The following is a 15,447-nucleotide window of genomic DNA, read 5'->3' as shown; positions in this document are numbered from 1 at the left end:
CGCCGCGTCTGGATGTTTCCCTCGATGCGCGTTGTCGCTGCTGCCGGCAGGTGGTCTCCTCGCCCGTTTTATCCGAGCGTTACCGGCGCGAGCGGTTATTCATGTCGGCATGATGCGCGTGCGTTGACTCCCCGATCCACCTGTCACAGCGACGCTTGCGCTCATGCGTTTCTCCAGTGCGTTACGTTTTTGCCGGGTTACCGGTCGTTGAACCGATGACCCAGTATCTCCGTTCAGGACGTTCGCGGGAAACCCGCCGCGCGCAGGGAACGCGCGCGTATTCGGGGGACTGGCGAAAGCAGGGAGGGCGCGTCAACCCGGCTTGCCGTCCGCGCGCGGACGCCAGAGCGGTCGCGCATAGCCCCCCAGGTAGAGCGCGAAGCCAAGTACCCAGCAGGTGCCCGCGATCGCTATCCAGAGCATGGCGAAGTGCGGCGCGAGCAGCGGGCCGAATACGCGCAATGCCGATCCGGCCATGACGAGCGCGTAGCTCGCGATGTCGCGCGTATCCGCGACGAGCGGACGCCCCGTGTGTCCGCGCGCGGTGCGCGTGACCATCGCGATGATCGCGCCGCCGATCACGCCCGCCGTGAACGCGTGCATCGCGATCGTGTGCGGCACGCGGCCGGCCGCGCTCAACGCGAGCAGCGCGAAGCCGAGCGGAATCCACGCATAGGCGAGATGCAGCACCGCGAGGATCGCCGGACCGCGCACGCGATACGATCGCCATCCGACCAGCCTTGCCACATGCGTCGCGCACGCGACAGCCGCGAGCACGAAGACGACGCGCGAGTCGATCGCGGCGGCATCGGCGAAGAGCGCGAGCACGGTGACGGGCCCCGCCGCGAGTTCGACCGGCCGCCACTTTCTCGCGACGAAACCGGGAATCGCGTTGGCGGTGAACATCGGAATGACGCGCCCGCCGATCACGCTGACGAGCAGCACGACGATGCCCGCGGCGGCATAGATGCAACGCATCGCGAGATCGGCGCGTCCGCTTGTCGTGAAGACGTGGAACGCGGCATCGAGCGCGCCGAAGACGAAGAGCACCGGCACGATGAAGTAGTTGCGCCGGTTGCCGGCCTGCATCAGAGCCCGCAAGAGCACGAGCGCCGCGACCGGCATGAACGCGCTGTCGACGATCGCGGCGGGCAGCGCCGGACCGCTCCACACGAGCACGCGCGCCGCGAGCCACAACGCGACGAGTCCAGCGAGCGCAGCGCCTTGCGCGGTGTTGCGCCCGGTCCACGCGCGCACGGCGGTCAAGAGGAAGCCGACGATAACCGCCCCCGCGAATCCGAACAGCATCTCGTGCGCGTGCCAACCGACCGGGTTCGTCTTCAGCAGATAGCCGCCGCTTATCGGCACGCCGCCGAGCACGAGCAGCCATACGGCGAGTGCGATTGCCGCGCAAGCCGCGCCGCACAGATAGAACGGCCGAAAGCCGAGATTGAACAGGGCGAAGCGCTTGTGAGGCTGGTGCTTGCCGGGCGGCGCGACATACGCGGTCGCGGGCTCATGAATTGTCATTGCGATGTTCCCTGGCTGCTCGTCATTCCAGCGCCGCCGCCGGACCGAAGAACTCATAGCGGGTCTGCGATTCCGGTACGCCGAGCGCCTTCAGGTGCTTCTTCACGGCCTTCATGAAAGCGGCCGGTCCGAGGAAATATGCATCGACGTCGCGCGTTTCGGGCAGCCATTGATGCAGCCGCGCTTCGTCGATATGACCGAAACCGTGCGCGTGATCGTCTTCGTCGCGGCGATGTTCGTAGCAGTAGAAGCGCTTCAGTTGCGGATGACGTTGCGCCAGCGCTTCGATGTGATCGCGGAACGCGTGCACGCCGCCGTGGCGCGCGGCATGGATGAAATGCACGACGCGTTGGGTCGCGAGCGCGGCCTGCAGCATCGCGAGCGTCGGCGTGATGCCGACTCCGCCGCTGATCAGGACGAGCGGCTTCTCGTTGTGTTCGAGCCTGAAGTCGCCCGACGGCGCGAAGAGTTCCAGCGCGTCGTTCTCATGCACGTTCGCATGCAGATGATTCGACACCTTGCCGTTCGGCTCGCGCTTCACGCTGATGCGATACTCGCGTCCGTTCGGCGCCGCCGAGAGCGAATAGTTGCGGCGCACTTCCTCGCCGTCGATGACGAGCCGCAAGCCGATGTACTGGCCCGGATGGAAGTCGAGCAATTGGCGGCCGTCGTCGGGGCGGAAATAGAACGACGTGATCTCGTCGCTTTCCTCGACCTTGCGCGCGACGCGGAACACGCGCGTGCCGCGCCATCCGCCCGGCGCCTGTTCCTTCTCGCTGTAGATGTTTTCCTCGAGCCCGATCAGGATGTCAGCGAGCTGGTTGTAGGCCGCGCCCCACGCCTCGATGACGGCATCGGTGGCGATCTCCTCGCCGAGCACTTCGCGGATCGCCTTGAGCAGCGAACGTCCGACAATCGGATAATGCTCCGGCAGGATGTTGAGCGCGACGTGCTTGTTGATGATCTGCGAGACGAGGCCGCCGAGCTTGTCGAGATGATCGATGTGACGCGCGTACATCAGCACTCCGTTGGCGAGCGCGCGCTGTTGCGCGCCGCTTGCCTGGTGCGCCTGATTGAAGAGCGGGCGCACTTCGGGATTCTCGTCGAGAAGCATCTTGTAGAAATGCCGCGTGAGCGCTTCGCCGCCGCTTTCGAGCAGCGGAACAGTGGCCTTGATGATTGCACGGTGTTCGGATGACAGCATCTTTGAGTCCTCGCGTCGGGTTGAATTATCCAGCGTTTCTATCCACGATCCGTGCCAGATTCGAATATCAAGAAAATCAATGGTTTATAATTCGGCATGGTCAATAAGACTCTGGTCAATAAGACTCCTTTAGTAGTCAATTCGACTGCAAAAGAGCTCCTCGACGCGCTCGTGCCGCTCATGCAAGACTTGTCGCGCGATCTCTCCGACACCGAGCGCTACCGGCGGCTCCTGCAAAGCCTGCGCGCCCTCTTTCCGAGCGATGCGACGGCATTGCTGCGTCTGGACGGCGACACGCTCGTGCCGCTCGCCATCGACGGTCTCACGAGCGACACGCTCGGCCGGCGCTTTCGCGTTGCCGAGCATCCGCGCTTTGCGCAACTGCTCGCGCAATCCGGACCGACACGATTCGCCGCCGACTCGAACCTGCCCGATCCCTACGACGGGCTCGTGAAGGGCGTCAGCGGCGATCTCGAAGTGCACGATTGCCTCGGCTGTCCGCTTTTCATCGGCGGCCGGCCGTGGGGCCTCCTGACGCTCGACGCGCTGGACCCGGCGCGCTTCGACAGCGTCGACATGGGTGCGCTCGAAGCCTTCCTGAGTCTCGCGGCAGCGACGGTGAGCGTGGTCGAGCGCATTGATTCGCTCGCGCGCACGAGCGAACAAGAGCACGAGCGCGCCGAAGCGTACCGGCAGGCGAGCGCGCCAAGCCGTCGCGAGATGATCGGCGCGAGCAAACAGCACAAGCGTTTGCAGGACGAGATCGCGATCGTCGCGAAGAGCGACCTGACCGTGCTCGTCACGGGCGAGACGGGCGTCGGCAAGGAACTGGTCGCGAGCGCGATCCACGCGCTCTCGCCGCGCGCGGGCAAGCCGCTCATCAGCGTGAATTGCGCGGCGCTTCCCGACACGCTCGTCGAAAGCGAGCTGTTCGGCCACGTGCGCGGCGCGTTCTCGGGCGCTTCGTCGGACCGGCGCGGCAAATTCGAACTCGCCGACGGCGGCACGCTCTTTCTCGACGAAGTCGGCGAACTGCCGCTCGCCGTGCAGGCGAAGCTGCTGCGCGTGCTGCAAAACGGACAATTGCAGCGCATCGGCTCCGATGGCGAACATACCGTCGATGTGCGGCTGATCGCCGCGACCAACCGCGATCTCGCGCATGAAGTGCGCGAAGGGCGTTTTCGCGCGGACTTCTATCATCGGCTGAGCGTGTATCCGCTCGTCGTGCCGCCGCTGCGCGAGCGTGGACGCGACGTTCTGCTGCTCGCAGGATATTTCCTCGAAGAGAACCGTCGGCGGCTCGGCCTGCAAAGCCTGCGTCTCGCTGCCGATGCGCAGACGGCGCTACTCGGTTATGCGTGGCCCGGCAACGTGCGGGAACTGGAGCATCTGATCGGCCGCACGGCGTTGAAGGCGCTCGCGGCGCATCGGGAGCGTCCGCGCATCCTCACGCTTCAGGCGGCCGACTTCGGCTTGTCCGATGCAGCCGGTCAGTTGATTTCGCCGCCGCAGACCGAGCCCGCACCGCAGGCGCCATCGCCGGCGCAGCAGGACTTTCGCGGCGCGGTGACGTCGTTCGAACGCACGCTGCTCCTCGACGCACTCGCGCGCCATGATCAGAACTGGGCCGCGGCTGCGCGTGACCTGGGCATGGACCGCGCCAATTTGAATCGACTGGCGAGACGACTCGGCCTCAAATAAGCGTCGAGCCGGATAGAAATTGATCTATGTCAAGAAAGCGCATTAAAGGCGGGCGATTTCTCGTCGCTTATTGTTGCCCGCATTAAAAAAGTGGTATTGATTATTCAAGTGCCAAGCGGTGCGCGCTTTGGCCGCGTGTGATTTCAGCGTTTTCGCATTCCCGGATGCAGGAATCATGCTGGCAATTTTCGACGAGTCTTCTAAGATCAGTTAAGCAAGCGACACCAGCAATCGCTTTGGCAGTGCCTTAACACAAGCCTGTTGCCGGATCGCCGCATTCTCCGGCGCTCCCGATGCAACGGGTCGAACATGGCGAATCGAAACGGGGGACACGTGGGACGACGCAGCGCCCTTTTCGTATTCGTGATCCATGCGCTTCTCGCGTTCTTCAGCATGAACGCCTTTAGCGCCGACGCGACGAACGAGCGCGCGCCCGACACGATGGCTGCCCGCGTGCTCGCCTGCGCCGCCTGCCATGGCCCGCGCGGCGAAGGCACCGACAACGACTATTTCCCCCGTCTCTCCGGCAAGCCCGCCGGCTATCTCTACAACCAGCTGCAAGCGTTTCGCGACGGACGCCGCAAGTATCCGCCGATGAACTATCTGCTCGCGTATCTTCCCGATGCGTATCTGCGCGACATCGCCAGTTACTTCGCGGCCGAACGTCCGCCGTTTCCGCCGCCGAGCACCGTGACCGTCGATGCTAAGACGCTCGCGCTCGGCAAGGCCATCGTCACGCAGGGCGATCCGTCGCGCAAGATTCCCGCGTGCGTCTCGTGCCACGCGGCCGCGATGACCGGCATGGAGCCCGCCATTCCGGGCCTGCTCGGCCTGCATGCCGACTACCTCAGTGCGCAGCTCGGCGCATGGCGTTACGGCACCCGCAGCGCGCTCGCGCCCGATTGCATGAAGAAGGTCGCGTCGCAGTTGAGCGACCGCGACATCACGGCGGTAGCGGCCTTCCTTGCGTCGCTGCCCGCGCCGGCGAATCCGGTGCCGGTTGCCGCCGGTTCGCTCAAGATGCCGCTCGCGTGCGGCAGCGTTCCCAACTAGCGGAGGAAGAGTGCTCATCGACGTGCCCGGTCTCCGACGCCTGCAACTGCCTTCGGCCCGTGCGCTGATCCGGACGATCGGCGCGCTGGCGATGTCCGGCGCGCTCATCGCCGATGCCGGCGCGCAGTCGAGCGCGCCCAAGGCGACGGCGGCGGGCGCGAAAGGCGATGCGGCGCAGATCGCGCGCGGCGAGTACCTCGCGCGCGCGGGCGATTGCGTCGCGTGCCACACGCTGCCGGCGGGCAAGGTGTTCGGCGGTGGCCGTCCGATGGACACGCCTTTTGGCACGCTCTTCACGCCGAACATCTCGTCCGACAAGGCGACGGGCATCGGCAACTGGACCGCCGCCGAGTTCTACACGATGATGCACACGGGCAAGTCGCGCGACGGCGAACTGCTTTATCCCGCGATGCCGTTCGGCTCGTACACGAAGGTGACGCGCGCCGATTCCGACGCGATCTACGTCTACCTGATGTCCACGACGCCGGTGAGCCAGCCGAATCGTCCGCATGAACTGCGCTTTCCGTTCAACAAGCGCCAGTTGCTGATCGGCTGGCGTTCGCTCTTTTTCCGTCAGGGCGAATACGAGCCCGATCCGAAACAGTCGGCGGAATGGAATCGCGGCGCGTATCTCGTCGAAGGTCTCGGGCATTGCTCGATGTGCCACACCGCGATCAACGCGCTCGGCGGCAACGTCGCGTCGAAGGCGTTCGAGGGCGGGCTGATTCCGCTGCAGAACTGGTACGCGCCTTCGCTCACGTCTAACAAGGAAGCCGGTCTCGGCGACTGGAGCATCGACGACATTGTCGGTCTCCTGCACGCGGGCATCTCGAACCGCGGCGCGGTCTACGGGCCGATGGCGGAAGTCGTCTACAACAGCCTGATGTACCTGACCGAAGACGACGTGCGCGCGATGGCGGTCTATCTGAAGGCGCTGCCGCAGCGCTCCGGCGACAAGTCCGAGCCGCCGACACCGGCCGTCACCGAGGCGCGCAACGATCTCGCGCCGCTCGGCAAGAAGGTCTACGACGCGCAATGCGCGCTGTGCCATGCGGCAGCAGGACAGGGCAAGCTGCCGCACTTTCCGCCGCTCGCGAACAACCAGTCGATCGTGATGAACTCGGCGGTCAATCCGATCCGCATGGTGCTGAACGGCGGCTATCCGCCCGGCACCTTCAAGAATCCGAAGCCTTATGGCATGCCGCCGTTCGCGCAGTCGCTGTCGGATGTGGAGGTGGCGGCGGTCGTCACGTATATCCGCACGACGTGGGGCAATCGCGGCGCGCCCGTGAGCGTGAAGGAAGTGAACGAACTGCGCTCGGCGCCACTTTACTGAGGACGTAATGAGCAAGCCATTCTCCGAGAGGGACGCGAGCGACGAAGCCGCCGTCGACGAGATCGTCGCAAGCGGGCCGACGGGCGCGATCGCGCTCGCGAGCATCGCGACGGCGATCGTCGTCGGCCTGTGGTTCGCGTTCTACTTCCTCGTCTTCCTGCCTCGCGGCGTGATTCAATAAAGGCCACGCACATGGCGACGAACCCTCCGCCGTCACATTCGCACGAAGTCGCCGAGCGCATCGAGAAGCGCTGGGCGATGGTCGTGATCGCGATCGTCACCGTGCTCGTCGCGATGGTGATCTTCACCGGCCTGAACTGGGCGATGATGCCGCCGTCGCGCGTCGAGACCGTGCGGCCGGAGACGCTGCACGTCTCGGGCGAATTCATCGAAAGCAATCTGGGGAGCGCGGTGGAAGCGGATGGATCGGTGACGGTACGCATCGTCGCGCAGCAGTACTCGTTCACGCCGCAGTGTCTCCTCGTTCCCGCCGACACGCCGATCACCTTCCGCGCGACGAGTTCGGATGTCGTGCACGGCTTTCTCATCACGAACACGAACATCAATTCGATGCTCGAACCGGGCTACATCTCGACGTTCAAGACCACGTTCAACAAACCGGGCGACCATCTGATGCCGTGCCACGAATATTGCGGTGTCGGGCATCAGGGCATGTGGGCGCATGTCAGGGTGATCGACAAGTCGGCCTTCATGCAGATGGCAGCCGGCCTGCCGGCGAATTCGCGGAGGTTGAGCTGTGTTAAATAGCAAGCGACTCGTTCTCGCGCACTTCTGGCTCGCGTTCGCGGCGTTCGGGATCGCGCTCTTGCTCGGTGCATGGCAGATGTATGTGCGCAGCCCGCTCGCTCCGTGGCTGCAGGACGCCGAAATCTACTATCGCTCCGTCACGGCGCACGGCTCGGCGATGGGCTATGTGTTCCCGACGCTCATCGCGATGGGCTTCGGCTACGCGGTCAGCGAACTCGCGCTCAAGAAACCGCTGATCGGCGTGCGCTGGGCGTGGGCGGGCTTTCTGCTGGTCGCGGTGGGATCGGTCGTCGCGATGGTGCCGGTCGCGATGGGCCTCGCGTCCGTGCTCTACACCTTCTATCCGCCGATGATCGGCAGCGTGTTCTACTACATCGGCGTGGTGCTCGTGGTGGTCGGATCGTGGATCTGGGTCGCGCTGATGTCGGTGAACCTCAATGCGTGGAAGCGCGAGAACCCGGGGCGCCCGGTGCCGCTCGCGATGTTCGCGACGGTGGCAGGCGCCTATCTCTGGGGCTGGACGGCGGTGGGCGCGGCGATCGAAATCCTGTTCCAGATACTTCCGGTCGCGCTCGGTCTGAAGAGCACGATCGACGCGGGACTCGCGCGCGTCTTCTTCTCCTGGACGCTGCACGCGATCGTCTATTTCTGGCTGATGCCGGCGTACATCGCGTACTACACGATCATTCCGCGCGCGATCGGCGGGCGGCTCTACAGCGATTCGATGGCGCGCATCTCGTTTATCCTGTTCCTCGTGGTGTCGATGCCGATCGGCATTCACCATCTGTTCGCCGATCCGCAAGTCGGCTCCGGCTTCAAGTTCATGCACTCGGTGTTCACCGCGCTCGTCGCGGTGCCGACGCTTTTGACCGTGTTCACGATCTGCGCCTCGGTGGAGATCGCGGCGCGGCTGCGCGGCGGCCGTGGCGCGCTGGGCTGGATTCGCGCGCTGCCGTGGCACAACCCGATGATGCTCGCGGTCGCGTTCTCGTTCGTCATGCTCGGCTTCGGCGGCGCGGGCGGCATCATCAACATGAGCTATCAGCTCGATTCCACCGTGCACAACACGCAGTGGATCACGGGCCACTTCCATCTGATCTTCGCGGGCGCGATCGTCATCATGTACTTCGCGATCGCATACGACCTGTGGCCGCATCTCACCGGCCGCGCGCTCGCGAACGTGAAGCTCATTCGCGCGCAGTTGTGGCTGTGGTTCATCGGCATGATCGTGCTGACGTTTCCGTGGCACTACGCGGGCATCCTCGGCATGCCTCGCCGCATGGCCTTCTACGACTATTCGAACCCCGAGATCGCGGCGCAGGCGTTTTCCGTGATTCTCTCGGTGATCGGCGGCTTCATCCTCGTCGTGTCGGCGGTGCTGTTCTTCGTCGTGCTGATCCAGGCGCATCGCGGCGAGCGCATCGTGCCGGAAGAGTTCCGCTTCAGCGTCGCCGTGCACGAGCCGCGCACGATTCCGGTCGCGCTGAACGGCTTCGCACTCTGGCTCGCGCTGATGATCGGCCTCACGCTCGTCAATTACGGCTACCCGATCGCGCAACTGATGACGCGCTCGGAGACGTCGGTGCCCGCCGTTCCCATCGGAGCGCAGCGATGAGCGACGAACGTCTTTTCTCGGTCGGCAATCCGTGGTTCAAGGCGAGCGTCGCCGCGACGGTCGGGCTCGCGCTGGTATCCGCGATCGTCGGCTTCGTCTGGCTGCCGTCTGTGCAAAGCGATGCGCAGTTCAAGGGCATCTGGAACGCGATCTGCAGCGCGGCGGGCGTGCCGCAGAAATGGTTCGGCGGCGGCGAACCGGTGGCGTCGAAGGTCAAACTGACGTCGGTCGAAGTGACGCCGCAACTGCTCGCGCATCCGAGCAGCAATTCCATCGGACGCGGCGCGACGCTCGCGCTTCGCTGCACGATGTGCCACGGCGAACGCGGCATGAGCGACGCCAATTCGCCGAATCTCGCGGGGCAATACGCGGTCGTGATCTACAAGCAGTTGCTCGATTTCCAGCACGGCGTGCGCACCAACGCGGTGATGTCGCCGATGGCGATGAATCTCAGCGACCAGGACATGCGCGATCTCGCGGCGTATTACGCGAGCCTGCCGAGGCCGCCCGCGCAACGCCGCGTGAGCGAGGCGAACGCGCCGGCGATCGTCGCGCACGGTTCGCCGATGCGCAATATCGCGCCGTGCGCGGCGTGCCACGGCGGCATCGACAGCAAGGCGGGCAGCCCGTGGCTCGACGGTCTTCCGGCCGCCTACACGAAGGCGCAATTGCAGGCGTTCGCGAACGGCACGCGCAATAACGACATCAACGAACAGATGCGCAACGTTGCGCGCAACATGACGCCGGACGAGATCCACGCCGCCGCCGAGTATTACGCAGGCGTCAACGCACGCTGAGCGCGCACGGTCGTTCGTCCACACCGCTTGCGGTGTTATCGTTGCTCGCGCGGGGTGCGTTCTGTATCTTGGGCTTGTCGAAACCGTCATCGCAGACAAGGCCAGGACCAGCACATGGAAGCCGACGCAAACTCCGGCGCGCATGAAGACCCGCGCGCGCCGATACGAACCGACGTCCTGATCGTCGGCGCGGGGCCGGTCGGCCTCTTCGCCGCGTTCGAAGCGGGCGTGATCGGGCTCTCGTGCCAGATCGTCGATGCGCTCGGGCGCGTCGGCGGGCAGTGCATCGAACTGTATCCCGACAAACCCATCTACGACATTCCCGCGATTCCCTCGTGCACCGCGCGCGAACTCGTCGAGCGGCTAATGCAGCAGTGCCGTCCGTTCGATGTCCCGATCCACCTCGATCAGCGCGTGATGGACCTCACGCAGCGCGACGACGGCCGCTTCACCGTGCGCACGGAGCAGGGCATGACGTTCGACGCGGCGGCGATCCTGATCGCGGCGGGCAACGGCGCCTTCCAGCCGCAACGCCTGCTGTTGCCCGACGCGACCGCGCTCGAAGAACGGCATGTGTTCTACAGCGTCGCGCGGCTCGCGGATTTCGCGGGCAAGCACGTGGTCGTCGCGGGCGGCGGGGACTCCGCGCTCGACTGGGCGCTCGCGCTGCGCCACGTCGCGCAACGCCTGACGCTCGTGCATCGCCGAAACGGCTTCAGCGCGACGGCCTCATCGGTCGACAGCATGAAGCGCGCGGTCGCGGCGGGCGAGATGGATTTCGTCGTCGGGATGATCGGCGGGCTGGACGCGCCAGGCGGCGCGTTGCACTCGGTCGCGGTCAAGCAGGTCGAGGGCAGCGTCGAGATTCCCGCCGACATGCTCGCCGTGCTGTACGGCCTCGTCGCGGACCTCGGCCCGATCGCGAACTGGGGACTGGAGATTCGCGGCGGCCGTATCGAAGTCGATACGTCGAACTACGAGTCGTCGCGGCAGGGCATCTTCGCCGTTGGCGACATCGCCAATTATCCCAACAAGCAGAAACTGATCCTCTCGGGCTTTCACGAAGCGTCGCTCGCATTGCGAAAGGCTTACGCGTATGCGTATCCCGAGAAAAAGCGCGTGCACGTGCATTCGAGTTACGACGCAAAGCTCGCCGAGCGCGTGCAGGCGACCGCTACGTAACCGCGTTTAGCGCGATCGATTCGCCGCGTCGTGCCGTTCGTTGTTCCACTATCCGAGACGGCCGGCGCGCGCGTTCGAGTCGACCCGAGAGCAGGACTGGCGCCGCGAGATTTATGCTCCGCGAGCATGGCGCCGATATTTCTTACGCGGTAAGGTATGGCCTCGCAGCGCATCACATCGTCTACTACATAACGAACTTCCTTTGCCCGCCGGTCTCGCGCGACGCCTTCGCGCCGCCGGCGCTGCCGCTTCATTTCGGCTTGCAGTCAATGCCCGGTGCGTGCATGCGCCGGGTCTTCCTGATCTGACGAGAAGAGGTGCCACATGGATGGACGAACCATCGGTATCGACCCGTGGTCGCAGACGGTCGGCTGGCTGACGCTGCAGTCGGCCGCGACGAACGTACGTGCACGCGACCCGCAGCGGGAAAACGAAGCGATCGCGACGCGCGGACGCTGCGCAGGCGATGCGCCCACGCACGCGAACGTCGTGGTGAGCGTGATCGACCGGCCGACGTCGAGCACCGCGACGGTCGCCTGGTGCGACCCGCGTTCCTGCCGCTACGGCGATCAGGTCTGGCGCGCGAGCGTCGCCCGCCAGCCGGGCGTCTGCGCATTGAGCGGCAGGAGCATCGGCCGGGGCGACGCAATCTATCGGCCGCGCGCGTGCCGGCCTTCGCCGCTCAACGCGGGCGCGATGATCCTCGCGACGGTCGTCGAGGACATGCCGCGCGGCTAGACGGGCACGCGGCGTGCTCCGTGGTCCGGTTTTCATCGACTGCGGAGGCTTCGGTGGGCGCACGCATCGTCGGGTGGCTGCTGCTTGTGCTGATGGCGGGAGCGGCTGCTTTCGGCTACGCGGTGTACCAGGGACGGGTGGCGGTGCCGGATCGATGGAATCCATTCGCGCCGCTCGACGTGCGCGAGCCGCGCGGGCCGCTCACCGCGCTCAAGCTGTGGCGCACCGTCCACGATCGCGAGCTGTGCGTGGCGACGCTCGAACGCTCCGGCGTCGCGTTTCGTCCAGTCGCCGATTCGACGACGCCCGCCGGTTGCGAACTCAAAGATGTACTTCGCGTGACACATTCGGATGTCGACTACAGCGGCCCGTTTCTCGCGACGTGTCCGCTCGCGATCGGCTTGGCGTTCTTCGAGCATCAGTATTTGCAGCCGGCGGCGGTCGAGATGTTCGGGCAGCGCGTGCGGCGCATCGAGCACGTCGGCAGCTTCGCATGCCGCAAGGTGAACAACCAGGAAGACGGCTCGCGCAGCCAGCATGCGAGCGCCAACGCGATCGATCTGACCGGCTTCGTGCTCGAAAGCGGACGGCGCATCACGCTCGCGCGCTGGAACGACGGTTCCGCCGATGCCGCGTTTCTCGAGCGCGTCCACGACGGCGCGTGCCATGCGTTCGACACCACGCTCGGTCCGGACTACAACGCGCTGCACCGGATGCACTTTCACATCGACATGGGACCGTATCGCATCTGCCGATAGCGCGGTCGCGCACATACTCGGCGGCCGAGGGCGGGCGGGTTCGTTAAAATCACGCTGTCACTCGACGTAAATCAGCAACATGAATCAATCAGAGGCCGCAATGGACGATCCCTACGAACGACGCGCTCTACTGCTCCATCTCGGCGATGTGCTGGAAGCGATCTTCTGCCTGTCGAAATGCGCGGATAGCCGGGCGAGCATCGGCGACGCGCTGCAAAAGGACGATGCTCTGGTGAGCTTCGCCATCCTGAGCCAGGTCGATGCCGGGATGCATCCGCAGGAATTCGTGCGGCGCGCGACGGGCGCGTTCTTCGTCTGGCCGAAAGCGCTGCTCGACGAAACCCTCAACCGGCGCCTGCTGGCGCAGACGGTGCAGCATGATCTCTTCGCGGGCAACGAAGCGGGATGGACCGCTTATCTGAGCGAGCGGCGCAAGGAAGTGCCGTGGTTCGGCGAAGATTTGCCCGATGTGCCGGATTCCAACAGCGCCGATGCCGGCGAAACGGACGTGGCGGCGGACTCCGAATCCGCATCGGAAGGCGCCAGGTCTTCGCGCTATTCGACGTGGCCCTGGCCCGCGAACGAATGAAGTTTCCCGCGCCGGCACAGCCGGCACTTTGCCGTTACTGCTTTTTCCCCATGCTGCCCGCTCCCGCGTCCATGCCCAGTCCGTTCGGGCGATCGGGCGCCGGTCCTTTCCCCGACGACGTCTTGCCCGGATCCTTTTTCAGCGCGTGATCCCAGGCTGCCGTCGCGCTCGCAGGCGATGTCGTGTTGTGCTCCTGATAGGCCGGCGTGCTGTCCGGCTGTAGCTTGTTCGGCTGTTGTTGCGCGCTGGCGACGATGGCGAGCGTACTGCCGAGCATGATGGCCGCGGTGCGGCCGAGCGCTGTGGAGATGTGTCTCACGATGATCCTCGCTGATGTGTTGCGCCTGCTGCAAATCCAGCAAGGATCGGTCCCGGAAAATGCTGCATGCGACCTGTGAGAGTCCGTCAAGCCCCTACGTTCATAGCAAGTACGTTGCGCGCCATCAACGCGAAGAAGCCACGCATCTCCAACAATAGGAGGTCTTCACTCAACGGCTCGAAACAGCATGAAAAGAAGTATCGCGGTACTCGGTCTGGCTTGCGCGGCAAGCCTTTTTGCCATGCCCGCCATGGCGAGCGACACGACGCAGGCAAGCACGTCGATGACAGGCATCCACGCGGGCGACGTGCTCGTCAGACTCAGGTCGATCAGCATCCTGCCTTCAGTACGCACGAGCGACACGCTCTCGGCGCTCAACGTCGGCGTGAACAACGCAACCGTGCCCGAACTGGACTTCACGTATATGGTTACCGACGGTATCGGTGTCGAACTGATTCTCGGCACGTCGCGCCATCAGGTCACGTCGAATCTTGGCGGGCTAGGCGGCGTCGGCGTGCTGCCGCCCACGCTGCTGCTCCAATATCACTTCAATCATGCGGGAACGGTGCGGCCTTATGTCGGCGCGGGGCTCAACTACACGCTCTTCTACAACAACGGCCTGCACGCGGGCGGACAGTCCGTCTCGGTCAATAACCACAGCTTCGGCCCGGCGCTGCAGGCGGGCATCGACGTCGACGTGACGAAGAACGTGTTCCTCAACGCCGACATCAAGAAGATCTGGATGAAGACCGACGCATCGCTCGGCGGTACGCCGCTCGGCACGCTGCATATCGATCCGCTCGTGCTGGGCGTTGGCGTCGGCATGAAGTTCTGATAGCGGCAATGCCGTTTCGGCGGCGAGGGTAAAATCGAACGCTTTCACATCGATCCGACCTCGTCGCCATGTACATCGAAACACCGCTGCTGGAATCGCGTGCCCTGTCGCAACGGCTTGGCAAATCCATCTGGCTCAAGATGGAAGCGATGCAGCCCACGGGCTCGTTCAAAGCGCGCGGCATCGGCCATGCCTGTTCTGTCTACATGGAACGTGGCGCGCGGCGGTTCGTATCGTCATCGGGTGGCAATGCGGGGCTCGCCGTGGCCTATGCCGGCCGCAAGCTCGGCGTGCCGGTGCGGGTCGTGGTGCCCGAGACCACATCGGAGCGCGCGAAGCATCTGATCGGCATGGAAAACGCCGAAGTCATCGTGCATGGCAAGTCGTGGGACGAGGCGAACCGCTTCGCGCTCGCGTCGTGCACCTCCGCCGACGCCTTCCTTCATCCCTTCGACGATCCTCTCATCTGGGAAGGCCATGCGAGCATGATCGACGAGGTCGCGCGCGCCGCATCGAAGCCGGATGCGGTCGTGCTCTCGGTGGGCGGCGGCGGGCTTTTATGCGGCGTGGCGGAAGGCCTGCGGCGCAACCGCTGGGACGACGTGCCGCTCGTCGCGGTGGAAACGACTGGCGCGGCCTCGTATGCCGCATCGCTCGAAGCGGGCGAACGCGTCGAGTTGCCTGCGATCACAAGCATCGCGACGTCGCTCGGCGCGCGCAGCGTCTGCGCGGAAGCGCTTGCGATCGCGAAACGGCGTGCGGTCACGAGCGTGGTCGTGTCGGACCGGCAGGCGGTCGGCGGATGTCTGGAAATGCTGGACGAGCATCGCGTCGTTGTCGAGCCGGCGTGCGGCGCTTCGGTCGCCGCGCTCGATTCGGACGTGCAACTTTTGCGCGATGCCCGGAATATCTTGCTGATCGTGTGCGGCGGAGTCGGTACGAATGTCGAACAATTGAAGCGCTGGAGCGCAGAATTGCTCTAGGCACCGAATTCGCTTGACAGTCAATCAGAGAACACGTAA

General features: G+C 64.9%; 17 protein-coding genes. 14 read left to right on the top strand and 3 right to left on the bottom strand.

Translation table 11 applies throughout. From position 1 onward, the window contains the following. Positions 1–312 precede the first annotated feature (312 nt). Complete coding sequence (locus tag AWB66_RS17075; RefSeq protein ID WP_087631364.1) at positions 313–1,530, bottom strand: NnrS family protein; 1,218 nt, start codon at positions 1,528–1,530, stop codon at positions 313–315. A gap of 22 nt (positions 1,531–1,552) precedes the next feature. Next, complete coding sequence (gene hmpA / locus AWB66_RS17070; protein WP_087631363.1) at positions 1,553–2,734, bottom strand: NO-inducible flavohemoprotein; 1,182 nt, start codon at positions 2,732–2,734, stop codon at positions 1,553–1,555. Positions 2,735–2,830: 96 nt separating this feature from the next. On the opposite strand from hmpA, the gene norR reads away from it, so the two are divergent. From norR to AWB66_RS17010, 12 genes are all read left to right on the top strand, one after another. After that, complete coding sequence (gene norR / locus AWB66_RS17065; protein WP_087631362.1) at positions 2,831–4,435, top strand: nitric oxide reductase transcriptional regulator NorR; 1,605 nt, start codon at positions 2,831–2,833, stop codon at positions 4,433–4,435. Between the two features lie 393 nt (positions 4,436–4,828). Beyond that, on the top strand, positions 4,829–5,488 hold the full coding sequence (locus AWB66_RS17060; protein WP_087631456.1) for a c-type cytochrome: 660 nt from the start codon (positions 4,829–4,831) through the stop codon (positions 5,486–5,488). Between the two features lie 91 nt (positions 5,489–5,579). Continuing rightward, the gene (locus tag AWB66_RS17055) at positions 5,580–6,824 is read left to right on the top strand and encodes a c-type cytochrome (protein WP_087631455.1); all 1,245 of its coding nucleotides are present in this window, start codon (positions 5,580–5,582) and stop codon (positions 6,822–6,824) included. 7 nt (positions 6,825–6,831) lie between these two features. Then, positions 6,832–7,005: a hypothetical protein gene (locus AWB66_RS34055; protein ID WP_087631361.1), complete on the top strand. Its 174-nt coding sequence runs from the start codon at positions 6,832–6,834 to the stop codon at positions 7,003–7,005. A gap of 11 nt (positions 7,006–7,016) precedes the next feature. Then, positions 7,017–7,592: a cupredoxin domain-containing protein gene (locus AWB66_RS17045; RefSeq protein WP_087631360.1), complete on the top strand. Its 576-nt coding sequence runs from the start codon at positions 7,017–7,019 to the stop codon at positions 7,590–7,592. Beyond that, on the top strand, positions 7,582–9,207 hold the full coding sequence (locus AWB66_RS17040) for a b(o/a)3-type cytochrome-c oxidase subunit 1 (RefSeq protein WP_087631359.1): 1,626 nt from the start codon (positions 7,582–7,584) through the stop codon (positions 9,205–9,207). The genes AWB66_RS17045 and AWB66_RS17040 overlap by 11 nt, the downstream gene beginning before the upstream one ends. Continuing rightward, positions 9,204–10,004: a c-type cytochrome gene (locus AWB66_RS17035; protein ID WP_087631358.1), complete on the top strand. Its 801-nt coding sequence runs from the start codon at positions 9,204–9,206 to the stop codon at positions 10,002–10,004. Before AWB66_RS17040 ends, AWB66_RS17035 begins: the two co-directional genes overlap by 4 nt. Before the next feature lie 114 nt (positions 10,005–10,118). Beyond that, entirely contained in the window at positions 10,119–11,186 is a 1,068-nt protein-coding gene (locus AWB66_RS17030; protein WP_087631357.1) for an NAD(P)/FAD-dependent oxidoreductase, read from the top strand. A 113-nt stretch (positions 11,187–11,299) separates the two neighbouring features. Next, the gene (locus AWB66_RS17025) at positions 11,300–11,494 is read left to right on the top strand and encodes a hypothetical protein (RefSeq protein ID WP_087631356.1); all 195 of its coding nucleotides are present in this window, start codon (positions 11,300–11,302) and stop codon (positions 11,492–11,494) included. Positions 11,495–11,510: 16 nt separating this feature from the next. Then, positions 11,511–11,924, top strand: coding sequence for a DUF3331 domain-containing protein (locus AWB66_RS17020; RefSeq protein ID WP_087631355.1), 414 nt, complete (start codon positions 11,511–11,513; stop codon positions 11,922–11,924). A 53-nt stretch (positions 11,925–11,977) separates the two neighbouring features. Further along, on the top strand, positions 11,978–12,682 hold the full coding sequence (locus AWB66_RS17015; RefSeq protein WP_235021142.1) for an extensin-like domain-containing protein: 705 nt from the start codon (positions 11,978–11,980) through the stop codon (positions 12,680–12,682). 100 nt (positions 12,683–12,782) lie between these two features. Continuing rightward, positions 12,783–13,271 carry a hypothetical protein gene (locus AWB66_RS17010; protein WP_235021141.1) on the top strand — a complete coding sequence of 163 codons (489 nt, stop codon included), beginning with the start codon at positions 12,783–12,785 and terminating at the stop codon, positions 13,269–13,271. A gap of 34 nt (positions 13,272–13,305) precedes the next feature. Here the strand turns inward: AWB66_RS17010 and AWB66_RS17005 are convergent, their stop codons facing one another. Then, a complete protein-coding gene (locus tag AWB66_RS17005) occupies positions 13,306–13,590 on the bottom strand; it encodes a hypothetical protein (RefSeq protein ID WP_125469741.1) in 285 nt (94 codons plus the stop codon). A gap of 187 nt (positions 13,591–13,777) precedes the next feature. Between AWB66_RS17005 and AWB66_RS17000 the strand changes: the two genes are divergently transcribed. Both AWB66_RS17000 and AWB66_RS16995 read left to right on the top strand, forming a co-directional pair. Beyond that, complete coding sequence (locus AWB66_RS17000) at positions 13,778–14,425, top strand: OmpW/AlkL family protein (RefSeq protein WP_087631352.1); 648 nt, start codon at positions 13,778–13,780, stop codon at positions 14,423–14,425. A 68-nt stretch (positions 14,426–14,493) separates the two neighbouring features. Further along, a complete protein-coding gene (locus AWB66_RS16995) occupies positions 14,494–15,408 on the top strand; it encodes a pyridoxal-phosphate dependent enzyme (protein ID WP_087631351.1) in 915 nt (304 codons plus the stop codon). The last annotated feature ends 39 nt before the right edge of the window (positions 15,409–15,447 follow it).

It is taken from the genome of Caballeronia telluris, from assembly GCF_001544495.1.
Classification (GTDB): Bacteria; Pseudomonadota; Gammaproteobacteria; order Burkholderiales; family Burkholderiaceae; genus Caballeronia; species Caballeronia telluris.
The sequence above is the reverse complement of the archived record's forward strand: the minus strand, read 5'-3'. Positions and strand labels throughout refer to the sequence as shown.